At 68.6% G+C, this 26,929-nt stretch carries 27 protein-coding genes; 6 read left to right on the top strand and 21 right to left on the bottom strand.

The window, feature by feature from the left end; genetic code table 11:
- Nucleotides 1-430: 430 nt before the first annotated feature.
- Nucleotides 431-751 carry a hypothetical protein gene (locus F4Y45_16325; protein MXY26069.1) on the top strand — a complete coding sequence of 107 codons (321 nt, stop codon included), beginning with the start codon at nucleotides 431-433 and terminating at the stop codon, nucleotides 749-751.
- A gap of 52 nt (nucleotides 752-803) precedes the next feature.
- Here the strand turns inward: F4Y45_16325 and F4Y45_16320 are convergent, their stop codons facing one another.
- From F4Y45_16320 to F4Y45_16310, 3 genes are all read right to left on the bottom strand, one after another.
- The gene (locus F4Y45_16320) at nucleotides 804-1,535 is read right to left on the bottom strand and encodes an outer membrane beta-barrel protein (protein ID MXY26068.1); all 732 of its coding nucleotides are present in this window, start codon (nucleotides 1,533-1,535) and stop codon (nucleotides 804-806) included.
- Between the two features lie 189 nt (nucleotides 1,536-1,724).
- Nucleotides 1,725-2,552 (bottom strand): inositol monophosphatase, encoded by an 828-nt coding sequence (locus tag F4Y45_16315; protein MXY26067.1) that lies wholly within the window; start codon nucleotides 2,550-2,552, stop codon nucleotides 1,725-1,727.
- Nucleotides 2,549-2,992 carry an ATP-binding protein gene (locus F4Y45_16310; protein ID MXY26066.1) on the bottom strand — a complete coding sequence of 148 codons (444 nt, stop codon included), beginning with the start codon at nucleotides 2,990-2,992 and terminating at the stop codon, nucleotides 2,549-2,551. The genes F4Y45_16315 and F4Y45_16310 overlap by 4 nt, the downstream gene beginning before the upstream one ends.
- Before the next feature lie 76 nt (nucleotides 2,993-3,068).
- On the opposite strand from F4Y45_16310, the gene aroA reads away from it, so the two are divergent.
- Nucleotides 3,069-4,382 carry a 3-phosphoshikimate 1-carboxyvinyltransferase gene (gene aroA / locus F4Y45_16305; GenBank protein ID MXY26065.1) on the top strand — a complete coding sequence of 438 codons (1,314 nt, stop codon included), beginning with the start codon at nucleotides 3,069-3,071 and terminating at the stop codon, nucleotides 4,380-4,382.
- A 48-nt stretch (nucleotides 4,383-4,430) separates the two neighbouring features.
- Here the strand turns inward: aroA and F4Y45_16300 are convergent, their stop codons facing one another.
- The 13 genes from F4Y45_16300 to F4Y45_16240 form a co-directional block, all read right to left on the bottom strand.
- On the bottom strand, nucleotides 4,431-4,931 hold the full coding sequence (locus F4Y45_16300; protein MXY26064.1) for a shikimate kinase: 501 nt from the start codon (nucleotides 4,929-4,931) through the stop codon (nucleotides 4,431-4,433).
- A gap of 173 nt (nucleotides 4,932-5,104) precedes the next feature.
- Nucleotides 5,105-5,419 (bottom strand): CcmD family protein, encoded by a 315-nt coding sequence (locus tag F4Y45_16295; protein ID MXY26063.1) that lies wholly within the window; start codon nucleotides 5,417-5,419, stop codon nucleotides 5,105-5,107.
- Entirely contained in the window at nucleotides 5,416-6,081 is a 666-nt protein-coding gene (locus F4Y45_16290; protein ID MXY26062.1) for a hypothetical protein, read from the bottom strand. The genes F4Y45_16295 and F4Y45_16290 overlap by 4 nt, the downstream gene beginning before the upstream one ends.
- Before the next feature lie 4 nt (nucleotides 6,082-6,085).
- Nucleotides 6,086-6,769, bottom strand: a complete 684-nt coding sequence (locus F4Y45_16285; GenBank protein ID MXY26061.1) for a heme transporter — start codon at nucleotides 6,767-6,769, stop codon at nucleotides 6,086-6,088.
- A gap of 3 nt (nucleotides 6,770-6,772) precedes the next feature.
- Nucleotides 6,773-7,579, bottom strand: coding sequence for a heme ABC exporter ATP-binding protein CcmA (gene ccmA, locus F4Y45_16280; GenBank protein MXY26060.1), 807 nt, complete (start codon nucleotides 7,577-7,579; stop codon nucleotides 6,773-6,775).
- On the bottom strand, nucleotides 7,522-8,763 hold the full coding sequence (locus tag F4Y45_16275) for a hypothetical protein (protein MXY26059.1): 1,242 nt from the start codon (nucleotides 8,761-8,763) through the stop codon (nucleotides 7,522-7,524). The genes ccmA and F4Y45_16275 overlap by 58 nt, the downstream gene beginning before the upstream one ends.
- 2 nt (nucleotides 8,764-8,765) lie before the next feature.
- Nucleotides 8,766-9,398: a zinc-ribbon domain-containing protein gene (locus F4Y45_16270; GenBank protein ID MXY26058.1), complete on the bottom strand. Its 633-nt coding sequence runs from the start codon at nucleotides 9,396-9,398 to the stop codon at nucleotides 8,766-8,768.
- Entirely contained in the window at nucleotides 9,373-11,934 is a 2,562-nt protein-coding gene (locus F4Y45_16265) for a heme lyase CcmF/NrfE family subunit (GenBank protein MXY26057.1), read from the bottom strand. The genes F4Y45_16270 and F4Y45_16265 overlap by 26 nt, the downstream gene beginning before the upstream one ends.
- Before the next feature lie 41 nt (nucleotides 11,935-11,975).
- Nucleotides 11,976-12,437, bottom strand: coding sequence for a cytochrome c maturation protein CcmE (locus F4Y45_16260; protein MXY26056.1), 462 nt, complete (start codon nucleotides 12,435-12,437; stop codon nucleotides 11,976-11,978).
- A gap of 106 nt (nucleotides 12,438-12,543) precedes the next feature.
- Nucleotides 12,544-13,761: a PQQ-dependent sugar dehydrogenase gene (locus F4Y45_16255; protein MXY26055.1), complete on the bottom strand. Its 1,218-nt coding sequence runs from the start codon at nucleotides 13,759-13,761 to the stop codon at nucleotides 12,544-12,546.
- 62 nt (nucleotides 13,762-13,823) lie between these two features.
- Entirely contained in the window at nucleotides 13,824-15,008 is a 1,185-nt protein-coding gene (locus tag F4Y45_16250; GenBank protein MXY26054.1) for a hypothetical protein, read from the bottom strand.
- A gap of 104 nt (nucleotides 15,009-15,112) precedes the next feature.
- The gene (locus F4Y45_16245) at nucleotides 15,113-16,297 is read right to left on the bottom strand and encodes an acetyl-CoA C-acetyltransferase (protein MXY26053.1); all 1,185 of its coding nucleotides are present in this window, start codon (nucleotides 16,295-16,297) and stop codon (nucleotides 15,113-15,115) included.
- The gene (locus F4Y45_16240; GenBank protein MXY26052.1) at nucleotides 16,233-16,604 is read right to left on the bottom strand and encodes a DUF721 domain-containing protein; all 372 of its coding nucleotides are present in this window, start codon (nucleotides 16,602-16,604) and stop codon (nucleotides 16,233-16,235) included. Before F4Y45_16240 ends, F4Y45_16245 begins: the two co-directional genes overlap by 65 nt.
- Between F4Y45_16240 and F4Y45_16235 the strand changes: the two genes are divergently transcribed.
- The 3 genes from F4Y45_16235 to F4Y45_16225 all read left to right on the top strand — a co-directional run bounded on the left by F4Y45_16235 (nucleotide 16,569) and on the right by F4Y45_16225 (nucleotide 20,214).
- Entirely contained in the window at nucleotides 16,569-17,207 is a 639-nt protein-coding gene (locus tag F4Y45_16235; GenBank protein ID MXY26051.1) for a septum formation inhibitor Maf, read from the top strand. The genes F4Y45_16240 and F4Y45_16235 overlap by 36 nt on opposite strands.
- A 13-nt stretch (nucleotides 17,208-17,220) precedes the next feature.
- The gene (locus F4Y45_16230; protein ID MXY26050.1) at nucleotides 17,221-19,422 is read left to right on the top strand and encodes a hypothetical protein; all 2,202 of its coding nucleotides are present in this window, start codon (nucleotides 17,221-17,223) and stop codon (nucleotides 19,420-19,422) included.
- A 102-nt stretch (nucleotides 19,423-19,524) separates the two neighbouring features.
- The gene (locus tag F4Y45_16225) at nucleotides 19,525-20,214 is read left to right on the top strand and encodes a hypothetical protein (protein MXY26049.1); all 690 of its coding nucleotides are present in this window, start codon (nucleotides 19,525-19,527) and stop codon (nucleotides 20,212-20,214) included.
- 85 nt (nucleotides 20,215-20,299) lie between these two features.
- Here the strand turns inward: F4Y45_16225 and F4Y45_16220 are convergent, their stop codons facing one another.
- The 5 genes from F4Y45_16220 to F4Y45_16200 are packed head-to-tail and all read right to left on the bottom strand — an operon-like array spanning nucleotide 20,300 to nucleotide 25,685.
- Entirely contained in the window at nucleotides 20,300-21,352 is a 1,053-nt protein-coding gene (locus F4Y45_16220; protein ID MXY26048.1) for a YncE family protein, read from the bottom strand.
- A gap of 13 nt (nucleotides 21,353-21,365) precedes the next feature.
- Nucleotides 21,366-23,468 (bottom strand): hypothetical protein, encoded by a 2,103-nt coding sequence (locus F4Y45_16215; GenBank protein ID MXY26047.1) that lies wholly within the window; start codon nucleotides 23,466-23,468, stop codon nucleotides 21,366-21,368.
- On the bottom strand, nucleotides 23,465-24,049 hold the full coding sequence (locus F4Y45_16210; protein ID MXY26046.1) for a LemA family protein: 585 nt from the start codon (nucleotides 24,047-24,049) through the stop codon (nucleotides 23,465-23,467). Before F4Y45_16210 ends, F4Y45_16215 begins: the two co-directional genes overlap by 4 nt.
- A 20-nt stretch (nucleotides 24,050-24,069) precedes the next feature.
- Entirely contained in the window at nucleotides 24,070-24,822 is a 753-nt protein-coding gene (locus F4Y45_16205; GenBank protein ID MXY26045.1) for a nucleotidyltransferase domain-containing protein, read from the bottom strand.
- Nucleotides 24,822-25,685, bottom strand: a complete 864-nt coding sequence (locus F4Y45_16200) for a TPM domain-containing protein (protein MXY26044.1) — start codon at nucleotides 25,683-25,685, stop codon at nucleotides 24,822-24,824. Before F4Y45_16200 ends, F4Y45_16205 begins: the two co-directional genes overlap by 1 nt.
- Before the next feature lie 110 nt (nucleotides 25,686-25,795).
- On the opposite strand from F4Y45_16200, the gene recA reads away from it, so the two are divergent.
- A complete protein-coding gene (gene recA / locus F4Y45_16195) occupies nucleotides 25,796-26,851 on the top strand; it encodes a recombinase RecA (GenBank protein MXY26043.1) in 1,056 nt (351 codons plus the stop codon).
- The last annotated feature ends 78 nt before the right edge of the window (nucleotides 26,852-26,929 follow it).

Genomic DNA, 26,929 nt, shown 5'->3' with positions numbered 1-26,929 from the left:
CCCCCCCCGGGGCCCCGCCCCCCCCGCGGTGCGTGCGGCCCGGGGGGCACCCCCGCCGCCCCCCCCCCCCGCGGCGGCCGCGGGGCGCCCCCCCACGACCCGGACCGCGGTCACCACCGGCTGGGCGAGAACATCCGCCGCAGTCCCGGCCAGCAACAGCGGCAGCGCCCACGAGGCGAGCAGCCCGCCCAAAGATCGCCTGATCCTGTGTCGCATGCTCAGGTCCGCAGAACCCGCGGAACCCCGTCGACCGCGTGACTATCCGCGTGGTATGAAGTCTAGCAGCAGCCTGCTCCACCTCCGCAACCGGGGCCAGGAACTCTGCGCCGCGCGCCGGCAAGGGCGCGCGGCGGCACGCTTCTTGCACCTCGCGTATCCGAAACGCGGCGCCGTGAGGAAACGCGCGCCGACCTATACTCAGGAGTGAGCAGTGGCCGTAAGGACTGTTGAGGAACGACTGACCGTAGTCGAGGACAGGGTGGCGGAACACGCGAACCGTATCGACGGGCTTCGCGAAGCGATCATCGAACTGGGCAACCGCATGGATCAGCGATTCGATGCGGTCGACCGGCGCTTCGATTCCATCGACCGGCGCTTCGAATCCATCGACCGGCGCTTCGAGGCAATGGACCAGCGTTTCGAAGCAATGGAGCAGCGTTTCGATCGCAGGTTCCTTTGGCTAACGGGCACGCTCGCCGCCACGATGCTGGCCGTCGTCAGCGTGCTCTCCGCCGCCCTGCTCGGCGGCTGAACGCGCGGTTCGCAACGGCTGGCGGCTTGGACCGCCAGACGAGGGCAAACGATCAGAAGCGCACGCCCAGCGTCACCTGCGACATCAGGCCGCCCAGGTCGATCTCGTCCTCGAGGAAACCGTTCTCCAGCCCGACGACTCCGGTCGCCTGGTGGTACTGCAGCTCCACGCCGATCGACCATGCATCTCCCACCGGAAGGCGCACCCCGCCGAGGATGATCCCGCCGGGGTCGGTGCCGGTCGCCACGAAACGGTCGGAGAAGACGCTGAAGTCGGTGAAGTCGATGAACTCGCCGAACTCGGCGTAGCGCCAGGCGTACATTCCGACCCCGACGCCGAAATAGGGCTGCAGGGCGGAGCGTCCGAACGGCAAGACACGCACCGTCGCGGTAGCCGGCACGATCCGCAGGCGGAAGTCCTGCACTATCTCGGACCCGTTCTCGTTGAGGTAGTCGGCATAGACGCTCGGCACCGTCTTCTGGTAGAAGCCAAGACCCAGCCCCGCCTCCAGGTGATCGCCGATTCCGACGTTCCAGGACCCGGTCAGCGACCGTCCATCGAAGTCGCCCACGCGGATGGCGAACAGATCGAGGTTCGTCAGCACGACGTCATGATCGATCCGGCTGTCGACATCCTTCAGGCTGAACTGCCCGTACCCGAGAGTAAATGACTGCTGCGCCTGGGCGGGCGCTGCGCTGGCCGCAATCAACGCCGTGCCGACTGCCATAGCCACCGCCAGCGTCCCGAGGGTTGTAGTGCGTCGCATGAGGTCCTCCCGTGGCATCCGTCACGGGTACGGGCCTATGCACGATCGGTGCCAACTTGATCAGCCGAGGGAATCACGGCTTCTTATTAAGAGTAATGGCCATATATTGCTTTATGAAGCAACGGAGCGAACATTCATATGAAATAAAATGGTAAATAGTTTAACAAGACAGGAAACCGTCACGGCGGGGCCTGTCTCGCAGGGGAGTCAGGGTGTCCGCTGCAGGGAACGCTGGCGGATCGTCGCGAGCATCTTCTCGTGGATCCGGCCGTTCGAGGCCACGATCGATCCGTGGCGCGAAACGAACGGCTCGCCGCCCAGGCCGCTCACCACGCCGCCCGCCTCGGTCACGAGCAGCGCACCGGCGGCGATATCCCAGGGATGGAGCCGTTCCTCCCAGAAGCCATCAAAACGGCCGGCGGCAACGTAGCAGAGGTCGATCGCGGCAGAACCGAGCCGCCGGACCGCGCGTGATTCCGCGACGAACGCTCCGAACAGCGCCACGACGTCGTCGACCGTCTCGTGCACGTCGTAGGGAAAGCCGGTGCAGAGCATCGCGTCGACCAGGTTGTCCGCCTCGGAAACGCGTAACGGCGCGCCATTGAGCCGCGCGCCACTCCCGAGTTCCGCCGTGAACAGCTCCTCGCGCATCGGGTCGTAAACCGCCGCCACGGACGGAACGCCGTCGATTTCGAGGGCCAGCGACGCACAGAAGATCGGCAGGCCGTGCGTAAAGTTGATGGTGCCGTCGATCGGATCGAACACCCAGCAATAGTCCGTGCGCCCAGCCGCCGGCGGAGCTTCCGCTTCGGTCCCCAGTTCCTCCGCCAGAACGCGGTGGCCAGGGAAACGCGCGGCGATCATCGCGCGAAACCAGCGCTCGATATCGACGTCGACCTGTGTGACGAGATCGATGACGCCCTTCTTGTCGATGGCGACATCCGTGCCGAAGCGCTCGCACTGCATGGCGCCGGCATGCAGCACCACCTCGGCGGCGGTCGCGATCCACAGCGGATCCACCTCGGCACGCGTCATACGGCCGGTCTCAGTCGTTTCACCATGCGCACTTCCATCCCTCCTTCGGGGGGACGGCGCAACGTAACGTCATCCATCATCCGGCGCATGAAGAAAATGCCCCGGCCGGTCGGCTTGAGCAGGTTCTCTTCAGCGAGCGGATCGGCCACATCGTCCGGATCGAAACCTTCGCCGGGATCGATGACCCGCACAACCAGCTCGACCGGCTTCTCGGGCGGCTCCAGGCCCAGCTCCACCGTTATCCGCTTCGTCGTGTCGTCGCGGCAACCATGCCGGATGGCGTTGACCACGCCCTCACGGACGGCGACGCCGACCCAGTGCGTCGCTTCGTCGTCGAGCCCACCCGTACGGCTCAGGTGGTCGGCAACCGACTGGATCAGGTCCAGCAGATCAGCCTGAGCGCAAAAGTCGAAGCGGATCCGGACGCCGGGGTAAGGCATGCGGTTCGGTCGGCGGTCACCGAACCATATAGCGCTCCGCGGAACGTGGCAAGGCGCGATCCGCTAACATCCGCCGATGCTCGCCGGAAAGCCGGCCGCAACCGTCGTGCCGCCGGCGGATCGGCTGCGCGGACGGCTGCGGGTGCCCGGTGACAAGTCGATTTCACACCGTTACGCATTGCTTGCGGCGCTCGCGGACGGGGAGTCCACCATCGCCGGATACTCCACCGGCGCCGACTGCCGATCCACGCTGGCCTGCCTGAGAGGCCTCGGCGTGCGCGTGGAAGCAGCGCCGGACGCGGGCGGCGAACGGTTGGCGGTGACGGTGGCCGGCGGCGGCCCGGCCGCGTGGCGGCCGACCGACGCGCCGCTCGACGCCGGCAACTCCGGCACCACGATGCGCCTGTTGGCCGGCATCCTCGCGGGATGCCCGTTCACTTCCACACTGATGGGCGACGCGTCACTGAGCCGCAGGCCGATGCAGCGGATCATCGAGCCTCTGACCGCGATGGGCGCGCGGATTGCGGCGGCGGAAGGAGGACGGCCGCCACTGGCGATTACCGGCGGCGCCCTGACTGCCATCGACTACACGCTGCCGGTCGCCAGCGCCCAGGTGAAGAGCGCCGTGCTGTTGGCCGGTCTGCGGGCGACGGGAACGACCTGCGTGCACGAACCCGTCCCGACGCGCGATCACACCGAACGGGCGCTGGCCGCATTCGGCGTCCCGGTGTTCCGCGAGGCCGGCGCGATCAAGGTAACCGGTGGCGCGCGCCTGCGGGGGACGGACCTCACGGTGCCCGGCGATCCATCGGCGGCCGCCTTCTGGATCGCGTCGGCGGCGGCGTTGTCCGGCTCGGAGCTGACGATAGAAGGCACCGGCCTGAATCCGACCCGGACCGCGTTCATTGACGTGCTGCGTGGCGCCGGAGCGGTCATCGATACGCGTCCGGCGGGTGGCGCGGCCGGCGAGCCGGCGGGCGACGTATCGGTCCGGGGAGGAACGCTACGGCCGATCGTGATTGGCCCGGCGGACGTCCCGGGGCTCATCGACGAGCTGCCGGTCATCGGCGCGCTCGCCGCACATGGCGTCCCGGTGACGGTGAGCGGCGCCGGGGAGCTGCGTCACAAGGAGAGCGACCGGATTGCGGCATTCGCCGCCGGTCTCCGCGCCCTCGGCGTCCCGGTCGACGAACGGCCCGACGGTTTCCACGCGGAGAGTCGGGAACGTCCGGCCGGCGGAACCGCCGACGCCGCTGGCGACCACCGCCTGGCGATGGCGTTTGCCGTCGCGGCCCTCGCCTGCGAAGGGCCGTCCACCATTACCGGCGCCGAAGCGGTGGATGTCTCCTACCCCGGCTTCTTCGCGGTGCTCGACGCCCTCCGCCAATAGCACACGACGGCGGCACCGAACGTCGACCGGTAGCAGCTAGGCGCCGGCTCACTCCCCGAGCCATTCGAGGATTCGGTCGACCAGCTCGCCGGCCGGCGCGCGGTTGGCGTCGAGACGGAGATGGGCCTGGCGGTAGGCGGACTGACGCGCCCAGAAGAGCGCTTCCATCGTCACCCGGTCCGCCGCAAGGGGACGGCGGCCGTCGGAGGGGAGCCGTTCGACCACCGTGTCGAACGTCACGTCGAGCCAGACGGACGCCCCGTCCGCATTGATCCGCCGCCGGTTCTCCGCGTCCGCGAAGGTCCCGCCGCCGGTCGCCACAACCGTGTGGCGCGGCAGCAGGAGCTCGCCGAGGATGGACCGCTCGACGTCCCGGAAGTGCGCTTCGCCACGGGTTGCGAAGATGTCCGCTACCGTGGACCGCTCGCGCGTCTCGATCAGGCTGTCGATGTCCTCGGAGCGCCAGTCGAGCCGCCGCGCCAGCGCGTCGGCGACGGTCGACTTGCCCGCCGCCATGAAGCCGACCAGAAAGATCTTGTCCGTCCGCACGAGCTCCTAAGCGGCGTCGGCCCGTGCCTTCCGCGCCGCCCGTTCCTCGCGGCGCCGCAGTTCCGCCGCGTACGCATCGGCCGCGGCGCGCGAGCCGAGGATCCAGCCAATCACGATGCCGAACAGGAGGACGGCCGGGATGAAGATGAAGTGCCCGGCGGTCATGTCGAACATCAGGCCGCGCCTCCCCCGCTGCCGTCGCCGCCGGAACTCCGCCGCAAATCCTGCACGTCCCGCTCCACGCCGCTCAGGCGCCGGGACAACCCCCACAAGTAACCGAACGCCAGCAGCCAGACGATCGAGTAGGCGGCAACCAGGAACGGCGCCGCCGGCAGTCGGTCTTCCGGCGGCAACTCGTCGATCGGGACGAACTCGTTCACCTGCTCCGGCTGCGCCGCCGCCACGCCCGGCGCGGCAATCCCGAGCGCCCCGGCGATCAGGACAACCGTCGTCACCGTCACCCAATGAACCGTCTGTCGCATCGTCATGCGTCCTCGTCGTACGCCAGGCGCAGCTCGTCGAGTTCGGCGCGTTGATCCTCCAGACGGCGGCGCGCGGTCAGCATCGCCATGAACAACACCAGGTACGCCACGACGCACCACCAGAACGGCAGGCCCATGCTGGGATTCAGGGTCGGAACGACCGACGTCTCCGGGTGGATGGTGCGCCAGACATTCACCGAGATGTAAACGAACGGGACATTGAAGACGCCGAACAGGGCGAGACCTGCCGCCAGCTTCTCGGATCCCGGACCGCCGTAGGTGCGAAGCAGCAGGTAGGCAATGAAGATCATCTCCAGAATCAGGGCCAGCGTCAGCCGGACATCCCACTCCCACCAGACGCCCCACGAGACGCGCGCCCAGAGCGGACCGGTGATGAGGCCCATCGCGCCGAAGAGCACGGCCAGCTCCGCCGCTGCTACGGCCAGCCGGTCGGCGGACTTCCGCTCCCGGAAGAGGTAGATGCCGCTCGCGATCCCGCAGATGAAGATGGCCAGGAACATGGCGAACCAGGCGGGCACATGGATATAGAAGATCTTCGCCACCAGGCCCATCGTCGCCTCGTTCGGGGCCTGGGCAATGAGGATCGGCGCGACGGCGAACATCACCGCCGCGACAATCAGCCAGACGGCCGGCCAGCGTCCCTGCATGCGGTCATTCTGTCATGAGCGGCTCGAATGTCCATAACGCGAGCGTCAGGAAGACCGCGTCGAAGAAGACGATGAGGGCGAGCCAGAAGCGGGCCAGGTCGAGGTTCGGATCGAGCTGAATCAGCGAGATCGTCCCGCTGACTCCGGCAATCAATACCGGCACCGTGATCGGATAGAGCAGCACCGGCAGCAGGACGGCCCGGCTCTCGGTCCGGGTCAGCATTGCCGCGAACAGGGCGCCGACGGCCGCGAAGCCGAGGGTGCCTGCCGCCAGCAGACCGATCATGAGGAAAGGATGTGCGAAAAGCGGCGCGTCGAAGAAGAGAGCGACGAAGAAGATCACGACCGCCTCGACCACCACCATCAGCAGGATGATGCCGAGCAGCTTGCCGACGAAGATGGCGGAGCGCTCGGCCGGGGCGAGCAGCAGCCCGCGGAGGGCGTCGTGGTGCAGCTCGCGCTCGAACGCGCGCCCCAGCGCGAGCTGTCCGGCATACGCAAGCGCTACCCAGATGATTCCCGCCTCGGCTCCTTCGACCGGCGCGCCGCCGCGAACGAAGGCGAACGAAAAAACCAGGACGCACGACACCGCGAAGAAGGTGGTCGTGTAGATCATCTCCCGGCTGCGCGACTCGACGCGGATATCCTTCCGCATCACGAGCCAGGCGATTCGGAAGAATTCGGCCATCGGCTAGGTTCCGGCCGGTCCGACGGCTCCGTCGGCCGCCGCGGTCCGGCCCTGGGCCGCGGCCGCCGCGCCGTTCGCAGCAAGCGCCGCGCGGTACCGTTCGCGGAGGGTCCGCTCCCCGTGATCGACAAGCGTCGCACGGCCGCGCTGCAGCACCACGGCGCGATCGATCACGTCTTCGACGACATCGAGATCGTGCGTCGCGAGGAGAACGATCCGTCCGTCGCCGCGCAGCCCGCGCAGCCGCGTGGCCAGGCCGACGGCGGAGCGGTCGTCCAGGCCGGTGAACGGCTCGTCCAGCAGGATCAGGCGCGGGCCGTGGAGCAGCGTGCGCTCCAGCGCAAGCCGCTGCCGCATACCGCGCGAAAACCGCTGAACCGGCTCGTCCGCGCGGTCGTCGAGACGCGCCGCCGCGAGTGCCGCCTCGACCCGCCCGTCGGGGTGGCGATCCCCGTACAGGCTGGCGAAGAACGCCAGGTTCTCGCGCGCCGTCAGTTCCGGATAGAGCTGCAGGTCATGCGACAGGTAGCCGATCCGGCGCCGCAGCGCGCCCCCCAGCTCCCGTGCCGTCCTCCCTCCGTAGTGAACGGCGCCTGAGGACGGCGCGATCAACGTGGCGAGAAGGCGGAGCAGCGTCGACTTCCCGGCCCCATTCGGCCCGAGGAGGCCGACCACTTCGCCCGCCGCCACTTCCAGCGACACCCGCCAGAGCGCGCGGCGGCGGCCGTAGTGGCGTGAGACGCGGTCGAGCCTCAGGCGGTCGAAGTCGAACGCGCCCGGCCCGTCGCCGGCTGGGTTGGGTGTGGCCATGTCGAAGGAGTGAGCGCGTCGTCGAGGTCCGCGTAGATCCGCTCGAGGTCGGACAGCAGCTCGGCGCGGCGGTTCCCGTAACGGGTCGGACCCACCTTGCCGCTCCGGTGCTGCTGCTCCAGCGTGACCAGCTCGGCGAAACGCTTCTCACGTCGCTGCTCGAGGCGGCGGCGCCGGTCTGTCCCTTCCGCCGCGACGGGCGTTGCCGCGGCCCAGGCGCCGATGCCGAGAATCGCCAGCGCCAGGGCGACGGTTACGAAACCGGGCGTCTGGCTGTGGTGCGGCAGACCGGAAATCTCGAACGCAATCGCCGTCCCCGCCGCCACCGGCGGTCCCGCCGCGAAGATGTACGTCTCGTCCGTCCCCTCCGGCGTCATGTCGGCGCGACGCGCAATCTGGTCCGACGCCAGATCCATCGCGCCCCGCTTCTGCACCACCATCAGCAGGCCGTCGAGGTCCGCCGGCAGTGTCTGGGACACGGCGGCGGCGGGACCCACGTAGGGAAGGACGTAGGCGACGCGCAGCGGCGTCAGGCCCGGTTGGAACGGCCCACCCATCGTCACGTTGGGACCGTCGATGCGTGTCGACGCGGCGGACTCGCGCAGGACGGTAGCCCCCTGCGCGCCGAACGGCAGGGCGAACGCGACCGGGTGGTCCGGCTCGACGGGAACCAGAAGCGGGTTGAAGATATCGAGCAGGTAGAAGATCGACAGGCTTTCCTCGCCCAGTTCGACGACAATCCGCGAGTCCGCGCCGAAACTCACGTTCCCCGGCTCGGGCGGCAAGTCGGCCGCCCCGGCGTCGCCCGCCCCGACCAGCATGAGCCGCACCCCGCCGGCGCCGGGAGCCGCGAACGGCTGCGATTCGATCCGCTCCCCGTCCAGTTCGGTCGACGCGATCACCGTCTCCCCCGCGTTCAGCATGATGAACTCGGCGCGGCCCTCCTCGTCCGTCATGACGGTCTCGGCGATGTCGCCGGCGCGTATCTCCACCGGGTGATTGGTGACATTGTTGTCGAGCGTGCCACGGACGACGCGGACGGTGACGGTTCCGGGAGAAAGCTGCGGATCGGGGAGGGGAATCCCCGACATCTGCCGCGGATCGGGCTGCGCGGCCGCAGCGGACGGCCAGGCCGCAACCAGCGCGGCGGCGAGCATGAGAACCGCGCGGGTCACGCGCCTCATGGTCACAGTTCGGCTCCGCACTGCTTGCAGAACTTGGCATCGCGTTCGTTGCTCGCTCCGCAGTGGCCGCAGACCAGCCGTGTCTTCGAGGGCGCCGGACGGGGCGCGGCGGCGCCACCGCCGCCGGCAGGAGCCGTTTCTCCCGGCAACGCCGCCTTCGCCAGCCGTTCCAGCAGCTCCCGTTCGATCAGATCGCGGTAGGCCGTGCCGTCGACATCGAGCTGCTTCAGCAAGGCCCGCGCCCGCACGCGCAGGCGGCCGGCCATCTGGTCGAAGTCCTCATCGGACACCTTCCCCATCGCCCGGTCGAATTCGAGCTCCTTGATGGCGCGGAGCACCAGCGTCTTCTCGCGTTCCAGCGCGGCCCGCGTGCGCCCTCCCACCATCTCGACCCGCTCGGCGAAGGTGCGGGAAGCCAGCGGCACGAACATCCGGTAGAGGGCGTAACCCACGTACGCGCCGGCGCCGACCGCGGCGACGAGTACAACAAGGGGCGCCACCCCTGCCGGGCGGACCATCACGACGGCCACCGCCGCTCCGAGCAGACCGGCCAGAACAAAGAGATGCCAGGCGCGGAAGGTGGACGACGCCGGGGCCGCCGGCGCGGCGTCAGTCGAGGTTCCGGAGCTCATCATCCAGGCGGGCGTCGAGTTCAGGATCGACCGCCACCGGTGCGCCCGCCGTCTCGAGTGCCGCCGCGTTGCCGCGGCGCGACCAGCGGACCGCAACCGCGCCCACGGCGATGAGGCAACCGACGCCCACCAGGTACGGGAAGAGCCACGCCGCCCGGTTGAAGCCTTCGTCGAGGGGCGCGCCCAGCGCTTCCTGGCTGCCGTAGGTTTCGATGAACCAGTCGAGGATCGCGCGGCGGTCCTTCCCCGCTTCGATCTGCTCCCGCAGCTGCGCCCGCATGAACTCCGCGCCCGCCGCGGTCAGGCGCGGCGCACCGTCAGGCCCGTCCACGTACTGCGGTGGCGACGAGCAGCGGCAGTCGGCGAGCGCCAGACGAGGGCACGTGCCGCAGAGGCAGACCAGTTCCCGCTGCAGCTCCGCTTCCAGGTCGGTGGTCGCGGTGTAGGACTCGGGTGGCGCGCCGGTTTGAGCTGCCGCCGGCGCGGCGAGGGCGCCCAGGCCGAGGGCAGCGATCAACACGACCGACGCCGTCGTCGTGGTCGCCGTCGATCCGGGGGCGCGCGCATCCGGCCCGGCGCGAGCCGCGAGAAACGCGAAACGACTCTCCGGCAGAAGGGCAATACCCGTGCCCAGGGCCAGGATGCCGAAGCCGAACCAGATCCAGTTGACCAGCGGGTTGACCGTCACCTGGAAGCTGGCCGACTGATCGCCCATGTCGTATGCGGCAAGCACGACGTAGACGTCTTCGGCAATCGTCCGCCGCATCGCCACCTCGGTGGTCGGCTCGGCCTCGTACTTCCGGTAGAACCAGCGCGCCGGGTAGAGCTGCGCCACCTGTTGGCCATCCTCGAAGACGGTGACGTGGGCGGTGTGCATCTCCTTCGCGCCGTCGTCGGTGACGCTCAGCCGATCGTGCCGGACGCTGAATCGGCCCACCTCGACCGACTCGCCCGGACTCAGGAGCACCTGCTCGCTCTGCCGGTAGCCGGACCCGGCGAAGCCGAGCATCATGAGAACGATGCCGAGATGGACGACGTAGCCGCCGTAACGCCGGCGCGACCGCATCACGAGGCCGATCATGGCGGTGACCATGTCGCTGCCGGTCACTCCGCGGCGAACGACGGCGCCCCGTACGAACTCCTGCCCGACCGTGCCGGCCACGAAGGCGCAGAGCGCAAAGCAGATCCCGGCAACCCAGACGCGGAAGCCGAGCGCGACGAGCACGGCGGTGACGGTGAGCGAGAACGCCACCGGCCAGAGGAACTGCTGGCGGAGGTTCGCCAGTGTCGATTTCCGCCAGGCGAGAAGCGGCCCGATGCCGGTCAGCAGCAGCAGCGTCAGCCCGATCGGGATCATCCACTTGTTGAAGAAGGGGGGCCCGACCGTGATCCGCTGCCCTGTCACCGCCTCGCTCAGCGTTGGGAACATCGTCGCGAACAGGATGAAGAAGGCAGAGAACAGCAGGATCCAGTTGTTCACGAGGAACGCCGCCTCGCGCGACGCCCACGACTCGAGGTCGTTCCGTGCGCGGAGCAACGGCAGGCGGTAGATGACCAGGCCGAAGGCGATCAGCATCACGGCGCCGATGAAGAGCGCGAACATCATCGCGAGCTGCGGGTCCTCGCCGAATGCATGGACCGACTGCACGATGCCGGTCCGCGTCAGCGCAGTCGCGAACAGGGTCAGCGCGAAGGCAAGGATGACGAGCGAGATGTTCCACACCCGGAGCATGCTGCGCCGCTCCTGAACCATCACCGAATGGAGGAACGCGGTGGCCGGGAACCACGGGAGCGCGCCCGCGTTCTCCACCGGATCCCAACCCCACCAGCCGCCCCAGCCCAGTTCCTCGTAGGCCCAGATCATCCCGAGAGTCAGGCCGAGCGAGAGAAAGAACCAGGAGAACATCGTCCAGCGGCGGACGGCGCGGAGCCACGAGTCGTCCAGGTAGCCGGTAATCAGGGCCGCCATCCCGAACGCGAACGGAATCGTCAGCCCCACCAGCCCCGTGTAGAGCGACGGCGGATGGATCACCATGTACGGGTTCTGCAGCAGGGGGTTGAGCCCGCGCCCGTCCGCCGGCGTCTGGAGCAGATAGGTGGAGAACGGGTTGTTGTTCAGGATCATCACGCTCAGGAAGAACATCTGCACCACGGCGATAGTCGCGATGACGTACGGGACCAGCTCGCGGTGGCGCTCCCGGTTGGTGTGGACGGCGATCGCGCCGAACACCGAGAGCAGGAAGACCCAGAACATGATGGACCCGTCGAGGCCGCCCCAGTACGACGTCAGCTTGTAGAACAGCGGCTGAATCGCGTCGGAGTAGCGATCGACGTAGCGGATGGAGTAATCGCCGATGACGAACGCGCGGACGATCACCGCGGAGGCGAGCGTCATGAGCGCCGTCACCAGATAGAAGGCTCCGACGCCACTATCGAGCAGGCGCGCGTTGCGCCGGCGATGACCCGCGACGGCGGCGGCGGCAGCGTACGCGCAGGCGACGAAGGCGGCCAGAAGCGTGTAGGTTCCGAGTGTCGCCATGGCTAGGACGGCCCCCGGGCCGTGGTGTCAGGAGCCGATTGTCAGTTGCCGGCGCCGGCGGTTCCGGTGCCCGACACGTAGCCACCCGCCGCCTCGCCGACGGAAGGTTGTTCCTCGTACTTCGACGGACACTTGGCCATGATGCCGTCGGGATCGATGTGGAACGTGTCGCCCACGAGCCGCCCCGTCGCCACGACTTCGGCGTGGTTGTCGAACGTGTCGGGAACGATTCCGGAGTAGACGGCGTTCATCGTCATCGTCCGGTTCTCGACGCTGTCGGTGATCTCGAAACGCCAGTCAAGGCTGTCCGGACGGCGCATCACGTTGGCGGCGTAGCCATGCACCTGAAGCGGTTTCCCTTCCCACTCGGCAGGCTCGGCGAGCACTTCTTCCACCTCCAGGTAGAACTGCGCGCCCTCCTGCATCGTGGTCCAGAGCAGTCCCGCGAACGCGGCGCAGAGCACGCCGGTGGTCAGGACGACTTTCAGTGCGGTACTCGGCATGGGACTAGGATATCGCCCCGGCTGCGAACCCGTCAACGGTCACGGCGGCGCCACCACCCGCGCGGGTGGGTGCAATCTGCCGGTCGTCGCGTCAGCCCGGACGTCCTCACGAGGTCGGCTCGATACGCAGAAGCGTGCCGTCGTCGTCGTGGTCCGTCAGCACGTAGAGCAGCCCGTCGGGGCCTTCGCGCACCTCCCGAACGCGCTGCCGCAGCTCGGTCAGCATAGACTCGCGCCGCAACTCCTCGAGGTGCTCGTTGAACACGATGCGCTGCAGATGGCCGGTCCCCGGTATTCCGCCCTGCTGGAGAGCTCCGACGAACAGGTTGCCCTTCCACGCCGGGAATTGATCGCCGGTATAGACCGCCATGCCGGCCGCCGCGATGGCGGGCAGCCAGACGATGATTGGCGACTCGTAGCCGTCGCGCGTCGGATGCGGTGACACCCGCGCGCCGGGATAGAGGCGTCCGAAGCTCATCAGGGGCCAGCCGTAGTTGCGCCCGGAGAGGAGAACGTTCAGTTCGTCGCCGCCGTTGGGCCCGTTCTCGTGCTGCCAGATGTCGCCGGTCTCGGGGTGCAGCATGAGGCCGAGCGTGTTGCGATGCCCAATCGTGTAAATCTCCGGCCGGTGCCCCGGCTCGTTCACGAACGGGTTGTCGTCCGGCGCCGAGCCGTCATCGTTGAGGCGCAGCACCTTGCCGCGCAGGCTCATGGGATCCTGCGGGGCGTTGAGCAGATCGCCGGCCGGCGACCGGATCCGGCCGCCGGTGGACATGTAGACCTTCCCGTCGCGGCCGAAGGCGACGCGTCCGTTGAGTCCCGAATTGGTATGGAAGGGTTCGGTGACGACCAGGTCCCTGACGTCATGGAGCTCATACCCTTCCAGCCTCCCCCGCGCGAGGGCCGGCGAGCCGCGGCCGTCGTCGTGCCCCTTGGTGTAGGTGAGATAGACGAGACCGTTGTCGGCGAAGTCGGGATGGACGGCCACGTCCATCAGGCCGCCATTGCCATCGGTCCGGACCTCCGGCACGCCGGAGATGGACTGCGGGTCGAGCTCCCCGTCGCGAACGATGCGCAGCCGGCCCGACCGTTCGGTGAGCAGCATGGCGCCGTCCGGCATAAATGCGATAGCCCAGGGATTCTCCAGCCCCCTGGCCACCAGGTTGACCCGGATCTTGTGTTGCTCCGCGGTATCGATCACCCACGGGCCGTCGCCCAGCGGCGGCACCGGGACGCCGATCGGCGCGTCCTCCTGCGCATGGCCGAACGCGCCGAAGAGGATCACCAGAGACGCTGCCAGGAGAACCGAACGTCTGACCTTCATGCCAACCTCCCGAGAGAGCCGAACCCGGCTCCGAAGAATCATCTCGTACCGACGCGGCGCCGCTAGTCGAGCGGCAGCAGCGGCTCCACTCCTTCCGGCAGATGCTGGTCGAAGGCCGCCAGTACGGCGGCGTCCGCCGCGTGGGAGCCCATGAGACCGACGATGTCCACCAGATCCCGCACCCCGAACGCCTGCTCCGCCCGCGCGTAGGTCTCCGCGCTGACGTTGTGATCGTTGAACAACTCGCGTCCGAACGCGATCAACGCCGCGTCCTCCGCGTCGACGCCGGCCAGTGGCCGGTGGTGGCGGACGATGTCCATCAACTCCGGCTCGACGCCCGCCTCGGCGGCCCTCGGCTCGTTCATCGTCCAGTCGTACTGGGAGTCGTGGGTGCGCGCCGTCACCAGTATCGCCAGCTGCATCAGCCGTCGCCCGACCCGGGCTTCCAGCGATGCCTGGCCGTCCCCGTAACCGCGGATAACGCCGGGACCAATGCCGGAGGGCGACAGCATGCGGCCGTAGAGCACCGACACCGACGTCCGGCTCTCCGGACTCCGCAGCGGCAGGCGGCTTCGGGAATCGGGGTGGATGTCCTCGGGGTGGGTGAATGGCAGCGGGAGCGACTGCCTCCAGCCGGACGGCATCCGCTGGTTGAACGCGGTGAGGGTGGCCGCTGTGCTGGCGTACCGGCCCATCACGTCGACGACGTCGACCAGGTTGGTCTTGCCCAGAAGCGCCAGTGCTCGCGCGTAGGTGTCGGCCCGGAGCCGACGGGTGCCGAGAAGCTCCCGGCCCAGTTCGATGATGATCGCTTCACGGGCCGCCAGTTCGGTGAAGGGCTTGCGGTGCCGAACGATGTCGATGATCTCGGCGTCCAGTCCGACCGCGAGCGCCTCGAGCTCGTGCAGCGCCCACTCGTACGGTTGATCGTACTCGCGCGCCGTCGTCAGGATGGCCAGCTCGGTCAGCCGGCGTCCCATCGGCGCATCGAACCGGAGGTCCGCGCCCGAACCGTGCAGGCGCAGGGCCGCGGCGCCGGCAGGCGCGCCAGACTCACCGGCGACCGCCGCGTCGTACGCCCGCCGGCGCTCGGCATCCAGCTCGGTGCGATCTATCGTCGGAAGGCGGCTGCGCGACTCGTCGTGGATGTCGTCGGGCAGTGCCTGGCCGCCGCAGGCGACTCCGGGCCACGCCGGAACGAAGTCGACCAGGGCCAGAACAACCGCCGCCCGCGTCCATCGCTTCATGCCCGCCTCCCTGTCCCGCGAACCGTGGCGTCCGGTTCATTCTAATTCGGCGCGGCGGCCCAGGCGCGCGGGTCGGATGGCAGGATGGTCCCCGCCCAGGCGCGCTAGTTCAGCCGTTCGATGGCGAGAGCGACGCCATTGCCGCCGCCGAGGCAGAGCGTGGCGACGCCGCGCCGCAGGTTCCGCTGCCGGAGGGCGTACAGGAGCGTCGTCAGGATGCGCGCGCCGCTGGCGCCGATGGGATGGCCCAGCGCGACGGCGCCGCCGTTGACGTTCACCTTCGCGGGGTCGGCCCCCAGCTCGCGGATGACGGCGAGCGCCTGGGCGGAAAACGCCTCGTTCAATTCGATCAGGTCGACATCGTCGAGCGACCAGTCCACCTTCGCGAGCAGCTTCTGGACGGCTTCGACCGGCGTCATCAGGAGCCACTTCGCCGGCCGGCCGCTCACGGCCTGCCCGACGATGCGCGCCATCGGCGTCTGGCCCAGCGCTTCCGCCTTCGCCTCGGACATCACGACAACGGCGGCGGCGCCGTCGTTGACGCCCGGCGCGTTGCCGGCGGTCACCGTGCCGTCCTTCACGAACGCGGGGCGAAGCCTCGCCAGCGCTTCGGCCGTGGAGTCGGGCCGGACCCCCTCGTCGTACTCCAGGCGGATCGGATCGCCCTTCCGCTGGGGAATCTCGACCGGGAGGATTTCATCCCTGAAATGGCAGTCGCGGATCGCGGCGGCGGCTTTCTGGTGACTTGCCGCCGCGAAGCCGTCCTGGTCCTCGCGTGTCACCCCGTACCGTTCGACGACGGCCTCGGCCGCCTCGCCCATCGACCAGTTCTCGACGGCGCACCAGAGCCCGTCGTGCATCATCGAGTCGAGGACCTGGCCGTTCCCCATCCGCATCCCGCTCCGTGCGTTCGGCAGGACGTAGGGGCAGTTGCTCATCGATTCCATGCCGCCCGCGACCGCCACCTCGATGTCCCCGGTGGCGATTCCCTGCGCCGCGAGCATCACCGCCTTCAGACCCGATCCGCACACCTTGTTGATGGTGAGGGCGCCTACGTGGTCGGGCAGGCCGGCGTCGAGCGCCGCCTGCCGGGCCGGCGCCTGACCGAGGCCGGCCGAGACGACGTTGCCCATGATGCACTCGTCGACGACATCCGGGTCGATGGCGGCCCGCCGGACGCTTTCGCGGATGACCCGTGCGCCCAGATCCGTAGCGGGAAGCTGGCTAAGCGCTCCGAGGAACTTGCCGGTCGGCAGCCGGACGGCGCTGGTGATGACGGCGGAATGCATGCGCGTCTCCTTCGGTCTTGACGGTGATCCGCTTGACGTGTCCCGGGCCCAGGATGTCGCGCAGTCGCGCGGCGATCAGGCGGCGGGCGGCGCGAATGGCGCGACCCCAGCCGTCTTCGTCGGCGCGGACTGTCAGCGTGCCGCCGGGACTGAGGCGGACGGTCGTTGCGCGGTCGATCCGATCCCCCACCGCGGCCCGCCAGGCGAAGCGCAGTTTCGCCTCCGTCAGGGGCTGCCGGCGAAGCAGAACCCCAAGCGTACGTGCCGCCTGATGCTGCACGGGGACCATCGGTCGCGAGTGTATCATCGCGCCGTGCGCCTCGTGCTGGCGTCCCGCTCGCCCCGCCGATCCCACCTGTTGCGCGAAGCGGGGTACGACTTCGACGTCATCCCGGCCGATGTCGACGAGCGCCGTCTGCCGGGTGAATCGCCTCGGGACTACGTGCTCCGGCTGGCGCGGGCCAAGGCCGCGACGGTGGTCTCCGGCGCCCTGGCGGAGGCGGATGGGAAGGCTGTGGTGGCCGCGGACACGATTGTCGTCGTCGACGGCGACGTGCTCGGAAAACCGGCCGACCGCCGCGAGTCCGCCGTGATGCTGGGCCGGCTCGCGGGGCGAACCCACGAGGTGCTGACCGGCCTCGCGGTGATCGCGGGCGGGCAGACCGTTGAGGCGGTGGAGACGACGTGCGTGTCGTTCGTTCCCCTGGACCCCGATCGGATCGCCTGGTATGTGGCGACCGGGGAGGGGGATGACAAGGCAGGGGCGTACGCCGCGCAGGGTCTCGGGTCGCGGTTCGTGGAACGGATCGAGGGGTCCTACACGAACGTGGTCGGGCTGCCGGTCGCGCGCCTCGAAGCACTCCTGCACGAGCTGGCGGAGACCGTCTTCCACCTCCGCGGATCCAGATAGACTTGGCGGTCACATGCTCCTTTGCGCCCGCCAGGGCGTCGTTGCGGCGGTTCTTGCCTTCACGGCGGCCGTCGGGCCGGCGCTTCCCGCAGCGGCACAACCGTCCGCCAAGGTAGCCGTAAACCCATTCACCAACCTCAGCCGGCAGCCGGCCGACGGTTGGATCGGCGACGGCCTCGCGGCGACGATCGTTGCCGACCTCCGGGCCGCTGGACTGACGGTGGTGGATCGGGACTTCCGTGACCCGGCCCGCGCAGGAAACCGGAACCGGACTGGCAATGGCAACGGGAACGGCGCGAGGGGCGCCGCGGCCGGGCTCGCCGAATGGCGGCAACGTGGAGTCGCGTGGCTCGTCGACGGCTCCCTGCAGCGCATGGGAAATCGGCTGCGGGTCACGGCCCGACTCGTGAACGTCGCAACCGGCGCGGTCGCCTTCGCCACGCGGACCGACGGTGCGCTCGACGAGCTGTTCGACGTACAGGACAACGTTGCAGGGGCGCTCGTGACGCACCTGTCGGGCGGAATGGCCGCTCCGCCTTCCCGACTCGCTGACTCGGAAGCTCCATCCGGCCTCCTTCCCGTGGAGCCCCCGCCCGATATCTCCCCCGCAGGAACCGGGCCCGGCCCCGACTCCGCGGCACCGGGGGCGCAGCCCGAGCGCGCCGTCACGGGCGCACTGGCCTTCGGGGAACCTGGCGCCGGGAGCGTGGCGTCACAGCGGGGGCGGCCCGGCGGGCCGGGCGGCGGCGGGTTCATCCCGACCGGCCGGGAGCGCCCGACGGCCACGGTCGCGCGGATCTCCACGCCGCCGCGCATCGACGGCCGGCTCGACGACGCGGTCTGGGAAACCGCGACGCACCTCACGGACTTCATCCAGATTGCACCGGTGGAAGGTGCTCCGGGCTCGGAACAGACCGAGGTATGGATCGCCTACGACAGCGACCACATCTACTTCGCCTTCTACGCCCACTACACCGACCCGGGAGTCATGCGCGTCAACCGCTCGGACCGCGAGGAGATCAGGGGCGACGATCGGATGTCGGTGCTCTTCGACCCCTTCCTGGATCAGCAGCGCGCCTACCAGTTCGAAGTGAACGGCTACGGCGTGCAGGCGGATTCCCTGGTCAACGCGGATGGCAGCACCGGTTTCTCGAGGTCCAGCGCCAGTTCTTCCGTCCTGCGGGGCAGCGGCGGATCACGGAGGAGAAGCGGGAGCGGAATGAGCCGCTCGGGCCAGTTCGGCATCCGCGGCGACGACTCCTGGAACGCGCTCTTCGACACCGGGGGCCAGATCGTCGCCGACGGCTGGACCGCCGAGATGCGTATCCCGTTCAAGAGCCTGCGTTACCCGTCCCGCCCGTCGGGTCAGGACCATCGCTGGGGTTTTCAGATCACTCGCATCATCCGGGACAAGTCGGAGGCGCAGTCGTGGGCGCCCATCTCGCGCGGCGTGGCCGGCCAGCTCACCCAGTTCGGCCTGCTCACGGGCATGACGGACCTGTCGCGGAGCCGGAACCTGGAGTTCCTGCCGGAGCTGACCGGCCTGGGATTCGGTTCGCTCGACACGACGACCGGCGCCTTCAACACGAACGATCCTCTCGGCGACCTCGGACTCGGCGTCAAGTACGGCCTCACTCCCAACCTGACCGCCGACATCACCTACAACCCCGACTTCTCGCAGATCGAGTCGGACCGGCCGCAGATCGAGACGAATCAGCGCTTTGACCTCTTCTATCCGGAGCAGCGCCCGTTCTTCCTCGAGGGACAGGAGATCTTCCAGACGGCGACGCCGCTCACGCTCGTGCATACCCGCACGATCGTCGATCCCCGGTTCGGCGGGAAGCTGACCGGAAAGGTGGGCCAGACCACGATTGGCGTCGTCGTGGCCGACGACGAGAAGGCAGGGTGCCTCGACGGGCCGGACGCCGCGCGGTGCGGAGAGACGGCGCAGACATTACTCGGCCGCGCCCGCTACGACTTCTATGCGGAGTCGTATCTCGGCGCCATCGCGACGGCGCGCGAGTTCGGCGACGAATACAACCGTGTGGGCGGCGTCGACGGCCGCTTCCGCCTGGGTCGCACCCACAGCGTCAGCTTTCTTGCGGCGGCGTCGGAAACCCGCGACACCACCCTGGGTCTGCTCACGGGAGAGGACGGCGAGGCGAAGGTGTTCGGATCCGGCCGGGCGTTCGAGGCGGACTTTTCGAAGGAGTGACGTAACCTCAGCTACAACATCTCCCACAGCAGCATCGACCGGGACTTCGCGACCGGATCGGGCTTCCTCCCGCGCGTCGACCTGCGCCAGACGAGCGGGACCGTGGGGTACCAGTGGTGGCCCGAGTCGACCCTGATGACCTGGGGGCCCTCGGTCACCTACCTGCGCCTCTACGACCACGCGGGCGTATTGCAGGACGAACAACTCCAGGGAATGGCCAACTTCTCGTTCCGCAACAACATGGCGATAACCGGATTCGTCAGCCGCGATCTGGAGCGCTACGGGGAAGTCGACTTCCGCAAGACGGGCTTCGGCTTCTTCGGCGTCATCAGTTCGCGCACCGTTTCGCTGTACGGCGGCTACAACTGGGGTGACGGCATCCTCTACTCCGACAGCCCGTACCTCGGACGCTCGACCATCGGAAACGTCAACGTCCGCTATCAGCCGACGACCCGCCTGCGGACCGAGTTCACCATGATCTCGAGCGATTTCACGAACCCTCTCGACGGTGTCGACGTCTTCAACGTCAAGATCTTCCGGACGCGCACGACCTACCAGTTCACCGAGCGGCTGCTGTTGCGACACATCGCCGAGCACAACACGCAGTCGGTGACGGTCGGCAACAACATCCTGTTCACCTACCGGATCAACGCGGGCACGGTGGTTTTCGCCGGCTATGACGACCGCTTCCAGCGCGGCTCGCGGATCGACAGCATCCTCTTCCCCACCACTGCCCTCCAGCGCACGAACCGCGCGGTCTTCGGCAAGATCTCGTACCTGTTCCGGTACTAGCCGGCAACGTGCTGGAACACTAGCCTATTGCCGGCCTGGAGGCCGGCGCACCGGGCTGCGGCGCGAAGCGGGGCGCACCGGCGCGTCAGTTCATCTTCCAGAACGCGAGACCGCCCGCCTGCTTGCCGATGTCGACGGCGGCCACCCGTTCCGCGGCGGCGACGTCGTAGATCTCGACCGTGCCGGGGTCGCTGCCCACACCCTCCACGGTGACGAAGGCGTAGGCGCCGTCCGGTGTAATGACCACCCCGTGCGGGATGGTGCGGGACGTGGTCATTCGTGCCCGCTCGACGCCCGACGCCAGATCCCAGAACGCGACGGCGTCGCCCGTCTTGTAGGTCGCGACCAGGGTGGCGTCGTCCGGAGTGAGAGCCAGGTTGTAGGGACCACGGCCCGTCTCGAAGGTACGCGTGATGGTCCACGCGTCGAGATCGACTTCGAAGATCTTCGCGACGTTGTTGCCGGTCACGTAGACGACGTTATCGGGCGTGGGCCTCGTGACCCAGGTAGGCTGCACCCCGTCCCCGAGCGGGAGGCGGCGGGCGACCTCGAAGTGGAGCGCATCCATCTCGACCAGCTCCGCGCCCATCATGTTCACGGAATAGTGCCGCGTGCCGTCCCGGCTGACGCGCGAACCGTGCGGCATGACGCCGCTGTCGATACGCGCGACTTCCGCCATGGTCTCCGTTTCGACGGCCGAAACGCTGCTCGGCTGCATGCCGCCATGGAGGTTGAAATTGACCACCCAGAGCAGACCGGTCGCCGGCGAGACATCCATCGTCGCGGGATAGAGGCCAAGGGTGACGTCCCCCACCCAGTCGTCGGTCCCGGTCTCATACTTGTGGACGCTGCCGAACGGGACGCCGTGCGCCAGGGAGACGTACCAGTGCCGGCCGTCGGGATCGACGGTGATGCCGTGCGGCCCCTCGATCTCGTTCGGGAAGCTGCCGACCCGGATGGTCTTCTCCACTGCGGCGCCCTCCGGGCCGTAGCGGACCAGCGCCACCTCGTCCTCCGATTCGGCGCAGACGTAGACCCAGTAGCTGCGTGTCGGCGGGTCGGGTGGCGTCGCGGCGGCCACCGCGCCGATGGCGGCCAGCCCCAGCAGCAGAGCGATCCGCGTCGAGCGCAGCGTCATCTGTCCCGCCGGATTACTGCGGTTCGCCGATCACCGGCGCGGGACCGGTCTTCTCCATAAGCCGGACCGCCCAGAGTCCGCTGTTGTAGTCGGTGAAGAAGACGTGCCCCTTGTAGGGCTGCGGTCCCCAGACGAACGGCGCGTTCGGCGTGAAGCCCTCGTGATCGAACGGCACGAACCGCGCCACCTCGCGTCCCTGCCGGTAGAGGTCGCCCATCAACTCACCGGAGACGTCGACGACCCGCAGGCCTCCGGGATAGTAGAAGCCGACGTACATCAGGTCGTCCTCCACCCAGATGTTGTGCGTGCCTGCCTCCGGCACCTGGTAGCGCGCCACTTCGCGGGGGTTGTCCCAGTCGCTCCATTCGATGACGTGGATCCACCCGGCGGTCCGGAACGGCTCGTCGTCCGAACCGTCGTCGTCCGTGCCGAGGCCGCCGTAGGGATATGCCTCGTCACCGGCAAAGAGGTAGAACGCGCCGGTCGACTGGCTGCGGTAAGGAAACGCCGCATGGTTCCAGCCGTTCGGATAGGCGTAGCGTCCCAGCTCGACGGGGCGCTCCGGCGTTCCGCCGCGGCCGCCGCCACCGACGTCGACCGCCACCACGCCGTCGGCCCAGTTGGACGAGAAGGCAATGCCGTCCTGAATCCAGACGTCATGGACGGCGTGGCCCGGCGTGTCGAGCTCGAAACGGCCGACCCGTTGCGGCTCGCGCGGATCCTCGATGCTGATCACGTCATAGCGGCGACCGGCGCTCAGGGCGTAGACGTGGTCTCCATCGACGAAGACGTTGTGTACGCCGCCGGTAAGCTGATCCGTGAACTCCGAGAGCACCGGGACCCCTTCGCGCGGATTGCCGGCCCCCAACACGACGATGCCGTTCCGCCGGTTCGACGCCCCCTCGCGGCCGATCACCGCTACCTCGCCGTCCGGCGATACCTTCACGTCATTGACGGTCCGGGCGTCTACCTGCACTTCCTGAATCTTCTCGATGTTGGCCGGGTCCGTCACATCCCAGAAGTAGGAGTGTCCATCAGCGCCCCAGGTGCCGGTGATGGCGTAGTCGCGGCCGTCGGTTCCCTCCCAGACCCAGAGGTCGGACGATCGCCGATCGAGCACCCTGCCGCGGCCCACCACCTCTATCTCGCGGTAGACGTCCCGCGGTTCGATGGCGACGGTGGCGGCGGCGCTGTGGCTTCCCGACGTGGCGATGACGGTGTAGGTGCCCGACCGCTCCGCGACGAACCGCCCATCGGCGGCGATCTGCGCCGGCGCCCCGGAGGCGACGATGCCGGACGCCGTCTCGCCACCCACCGCGAAGCCGATCGGAACGGAATCGACCTCGCGGCCCAACTCGTCGGTCGCCGCCGCGGTGAAGCGGATAACGTCGCCGGTCCGGCCGCCCTCTGCGCTCGCGCGGAGCTCGAGCGCGGCGATTGGATTCGTGACGACATCGATCGTCACCACGTCACTCACACCGTCGACCGCTGCGGTCACGTCGACCATGCCCGGCCGACGGAGGGCGAGATTGCCGAAGCGGTCGATCGCGGCGACCGCCGGGTCAGCGGAACTGAATGCCGGCCTAACGTCGTCCCGGCGCGCGCCGGTGGTGTCCGTCAGCGTCACGTCGAGGCGGGGACGGGTCCCCACGTAGAACCGGTCCGGGAGATCGGTGAATGCCACGTCCGCGATCGGCGGTTGAGGCACGGTCACCTGCACCTCCGTACGAACGCGGGCCTCCGGGCGCCGGCTCCGGTCGTTCCGGTCGGCGGGGACGAGCACTACCAGCGTGTGGGTGCCGGGCCGCATTGCCCGCACCAGCCCCTCGCGCGACACCCCGACGCTGCGCCGGGCGCGCGAGTAGTAGACGAGGGCAGGGTCATCCACCGCATTGCCGTCGGCGTCGCGGACGGTCGCGGAAAGCTGGACCGTCTCCCCCACCTCGAGCGTCAACTCCGCCGGCGTTACCTCGATCGTCAGGGCAGCCGCGGCATCCGGCTGTTGCGACCCGCCCAGCACCGCACCGGCAAGCCCGGCGGCAACCGCCAGGGCGATCCCCCGCGCCGGCCATCCCGCCGCTCCGAAATCGCCGCCGCCGAGCGATGTTCTGATCATTGAAACGCTACCTGCGGCACCTCCGCTGCTGCCTCGTCCGCCTCGAAGTACTCGCGGTCCGAAAAGCCGAACATCCCGGCCACCATGTTGGTGGGGAACCTCAGGACCTGCGTGTTGTAGGCCCTGACCGCGTCATTGTAGCGCCGGCGTTCGACGGCTATTCGGTTCTCCGATCCGGCCAGTTCGTCCTGCAGACGGATGAAATTCTCGTTCGACCGGAGCTGCGGGTAGTTCTCGGAAATGGCCAGCAGCCGACCCAGCGCGCCGGTCAGCCCCGCGTTGGCCGCTCCCGCCTCCGCCGGAGTTACCGCGCCGGCGAGGCGACTTCGCGCGTTCGCCACGTCGGTGAAGATCTCCTGCTCCTGATCCGCGAAACCCTGAACCGTGGCGACGAGGTTCGGTATCAGATCGCCACGGCGCTGCAGCACGTTCTCAACCTGTGCCCAGGCACCGTCGATCTGCTCGTTGGCGGTCACCAGGCTGTTGTAGCGCGAAACCAGCAGCCCCCCGACGATCAGCACGCCGAACAGCAGGACGCCCAGCACGCCAATCGCGATCATCGCGATGATTCCCTTCTTCATCCTTCCATTCCTCCGATCGGTTAAGCCGACGCCGCCGGATCACCGGCGGGCGGGGCAAAGCGGTTGATCCGGGCCACGGCCGCCGTGAGAGCGTCGTAGTACCGCGCGAACAACTCGGTCAGATCCGACCGCGGCGCCTCGCCATGCTTCAGTTGCGCTATCTCGTCGAAAGGCGCCAGGTCGATATCGGCCGCGCGGGCGAACGCCGCCGCCACTTCTTCATTGTGTGCCGGGACCGGGTCGCCGTGCAGGCGGAGGCAGCCCCGAAACAGTGCGACGAACGTGGAATACGACTGGGTCAGGAGCCGGGTGAGGGCCGGTGGCGCATCGTGGGCCTCGATATAGGCCTCACGCAGGCGCATCATTTTCTCGCGCAACTCCCGTTCGCACTGCATTCGAAGGTGAGAAAGCTCCACTTCGAACGTCGCGAACGGATCGCTGCCGTGAAGCACGCGGTGTGACGCCTGCAGATCGAGGAACTCGATCGGAAAGACATCGGCCGACTCCCGGATGATGGCGGGCGACAGCAATCGCACCATGGGCTGCCCGCTTCGCTCCCACCGGCGGATCGGACCGCTGAGCCGCGCCAGCGTGGTCGGCTTCAGGTCGCTCGCGACGATCAGGATGTTCAGGTCGCTCGTGGATGCGTCGTAGTCCCCGCGGGCGGCTGAACCGTACAGGACGACGCTCACGAGCTCGTCCCCCAGCGCCCCGCGCAAGCCCTCCACCAGCCTCTGCAGGACCGGACTGTCGCTCAAGTCCACCGTCGTCATCAGAAACTCCCCCCGGCGCCGCCGCCGCCGAATCCACCGCCGCCGAATCCGCCGAATCCACCGCCGCCACCGAACCCACCGCCGCCGAACCCGCCGGCGCCGCGGTGGCCGTAGCCGCCGCCCATGCCGGAGAACATCAGCAGGAAGAAGAGCGACGGGTGGCGGAAGAGCAGGAAACCCATCCCGAGCATGACGAGCAGTCCGAGGATGCCGCCCCGTCCGTCGTCACGCGGGCGGCGTTGACCGGCGGCGGCCACGGTGCTGAGCGTGGCTCCATCGATGGTGACGTTGAACTCCGCGGCCGAGACCGCGGTCAGCGCCTGGCTGATTTGCAGCAGCCCGGTAGAGAAGTCGTTCTGCGACAGGGCCGGACGCGCGAAATCACGGATCGCGCCGACGCGACCGTCGGGCAGGAAGCCCTCGACGCCGTAACCGGTGGCGATGAACAGCTCCCGTTCCTCCAGTGCAATGACGACGACAACCCCGCGATCCTCGCCGGCCCGTCCCGGCTGCCAGGCCTCGGCGATCCGGAGCGCGAAATCGGCCGCCGGCTCTCCCTCGAGCGACGGCATCGTGACGACGACAATCGCCACGCCGGTCTGCGCGAACAGTGCGCCGTGCAACCTCTCCATCGTGTCGACCGCCTCGTTCGACAGGACGCCGGCCACGTCATGGACGGAACGGTCGGCGCGAGGTGGGAGGGCTACTTGCGCGACAGCGGTCTCGACGAACAACACCGCGACCAGCAGCAGGGACAGCGCCGCCAGTCGGGCGGCTCGCGTCAGACTCACGCGAACCAGCGTACCACGACGCCGCGCGCGCCCACCGGGCGCCGGCCGAGGCCGGAATCCGGCCGGTGCCATACTGCGCAGATTCGATTACTATTGAAGACTGGTCGCGGCGGCAGCCCGGCATCCATCCCGTCCATTCCGGAGCAAGGAGCGAACCGAAGATGAGGACGTCCTCCGACAAGATCGCGCAGGAGCGTGGCAAGGCCATCGACATGGCCGTCGGTCAAATCGAGAAGCAGTTCGGCAAGGGGTCGATCATGCGCCTGGGCCAGACCGGGGGCCTTTCGAGGATCCCGAGCATCTCCACCGGTTCGATCGGCATCGACTATGCGCTCGGCATCGGGGGCGTCCCGCGCGGCCGGGTGGTCGAGGTGTACGGCCCGGAGGCGTCGGGCAAGACGACGCTCGCTCTGCAGGTCATCGCCCAGGCGCAGCAGAACGGCGGCAATGCCGCGTTCGTCGACGCCGAACATGCGCTCGATCCGATCTACGCCAGCAAACTGGGGGTCGTGCTCGACAGCCTGCTGGTGTCACAACCGGATCATGGCGAGCAGGCGCTGGAAATCACCGAGACGTTGATCCGATCCGGCGCGGTCGATGTCGTCGTCGTCGACTCGGTCGCCGCGCTGGTGCCGCGGGCCGAGATCGAGGGGGAGATGGGCGACTCGCAGGTCGGCCTCCAGGCTCGGCTGATGTCGCAGGCGCTCCGGAAACTGACCGGTGTGGTGGCGAAGTCGAACACCTGCCTCATCTTCATCAATCAGTTGCGCGAGAAGATCGGCGTGATGTTCGGCAATCCGGAAACCACCACCGGCGGGCGCGCCCTGAAGTTCTACGCCTCGGTGCGGATCGACATTCGCCGGATCGGCGCCATCAAGGACGGCGACCGGGTCGTCGGGGGCCGGACGCGCATCAAGGTGGTGAAGAACAAGGTGGCGCCGCCGTTCCGCATCGCGGAGTTCGACGTGATGTACGGCGAGGGAATCTCGCGCGAAGGTGACCTGATCGACCTCGCCGTCGAGCACCGGGTCGTCGAGAAGAGCGGCGCCTGGTTCTCGTACCGCGGCGAGCGACTCGGCCAGGGGCGCGAGAACGTCCGCGGGCTTCTGAAGACGAAACCGGAACTGTATGCCGCCATCGAGGCGGAGGTGCGGAAGGCGCTCGGCATGGACGCCTCGGAGCCCGAAAGGGCCGGCGGCGAGCGCGACGCCCCGGTGGCGGAAACCGCGGCCGTGTGAGTCGGCGCGCCCGGCGGACGCGTTGGAAGTTCCGCTGGCGCGAAAGCGCGCCGTGCCGGCGCGTTGGAAGTCTCGCTG

The organism is Acidobacteriota bacterium, from assembly GCA_009838525.1.
Taxonomy (GTDB): Bacteria; Acidobacteriota; Vicinamibacteria; order Vicinamibacterales; family UBA8438; genus VXRJ01.
This window is presented reverse-complemented; position numbering and strand designations above follow the sequence as displayed.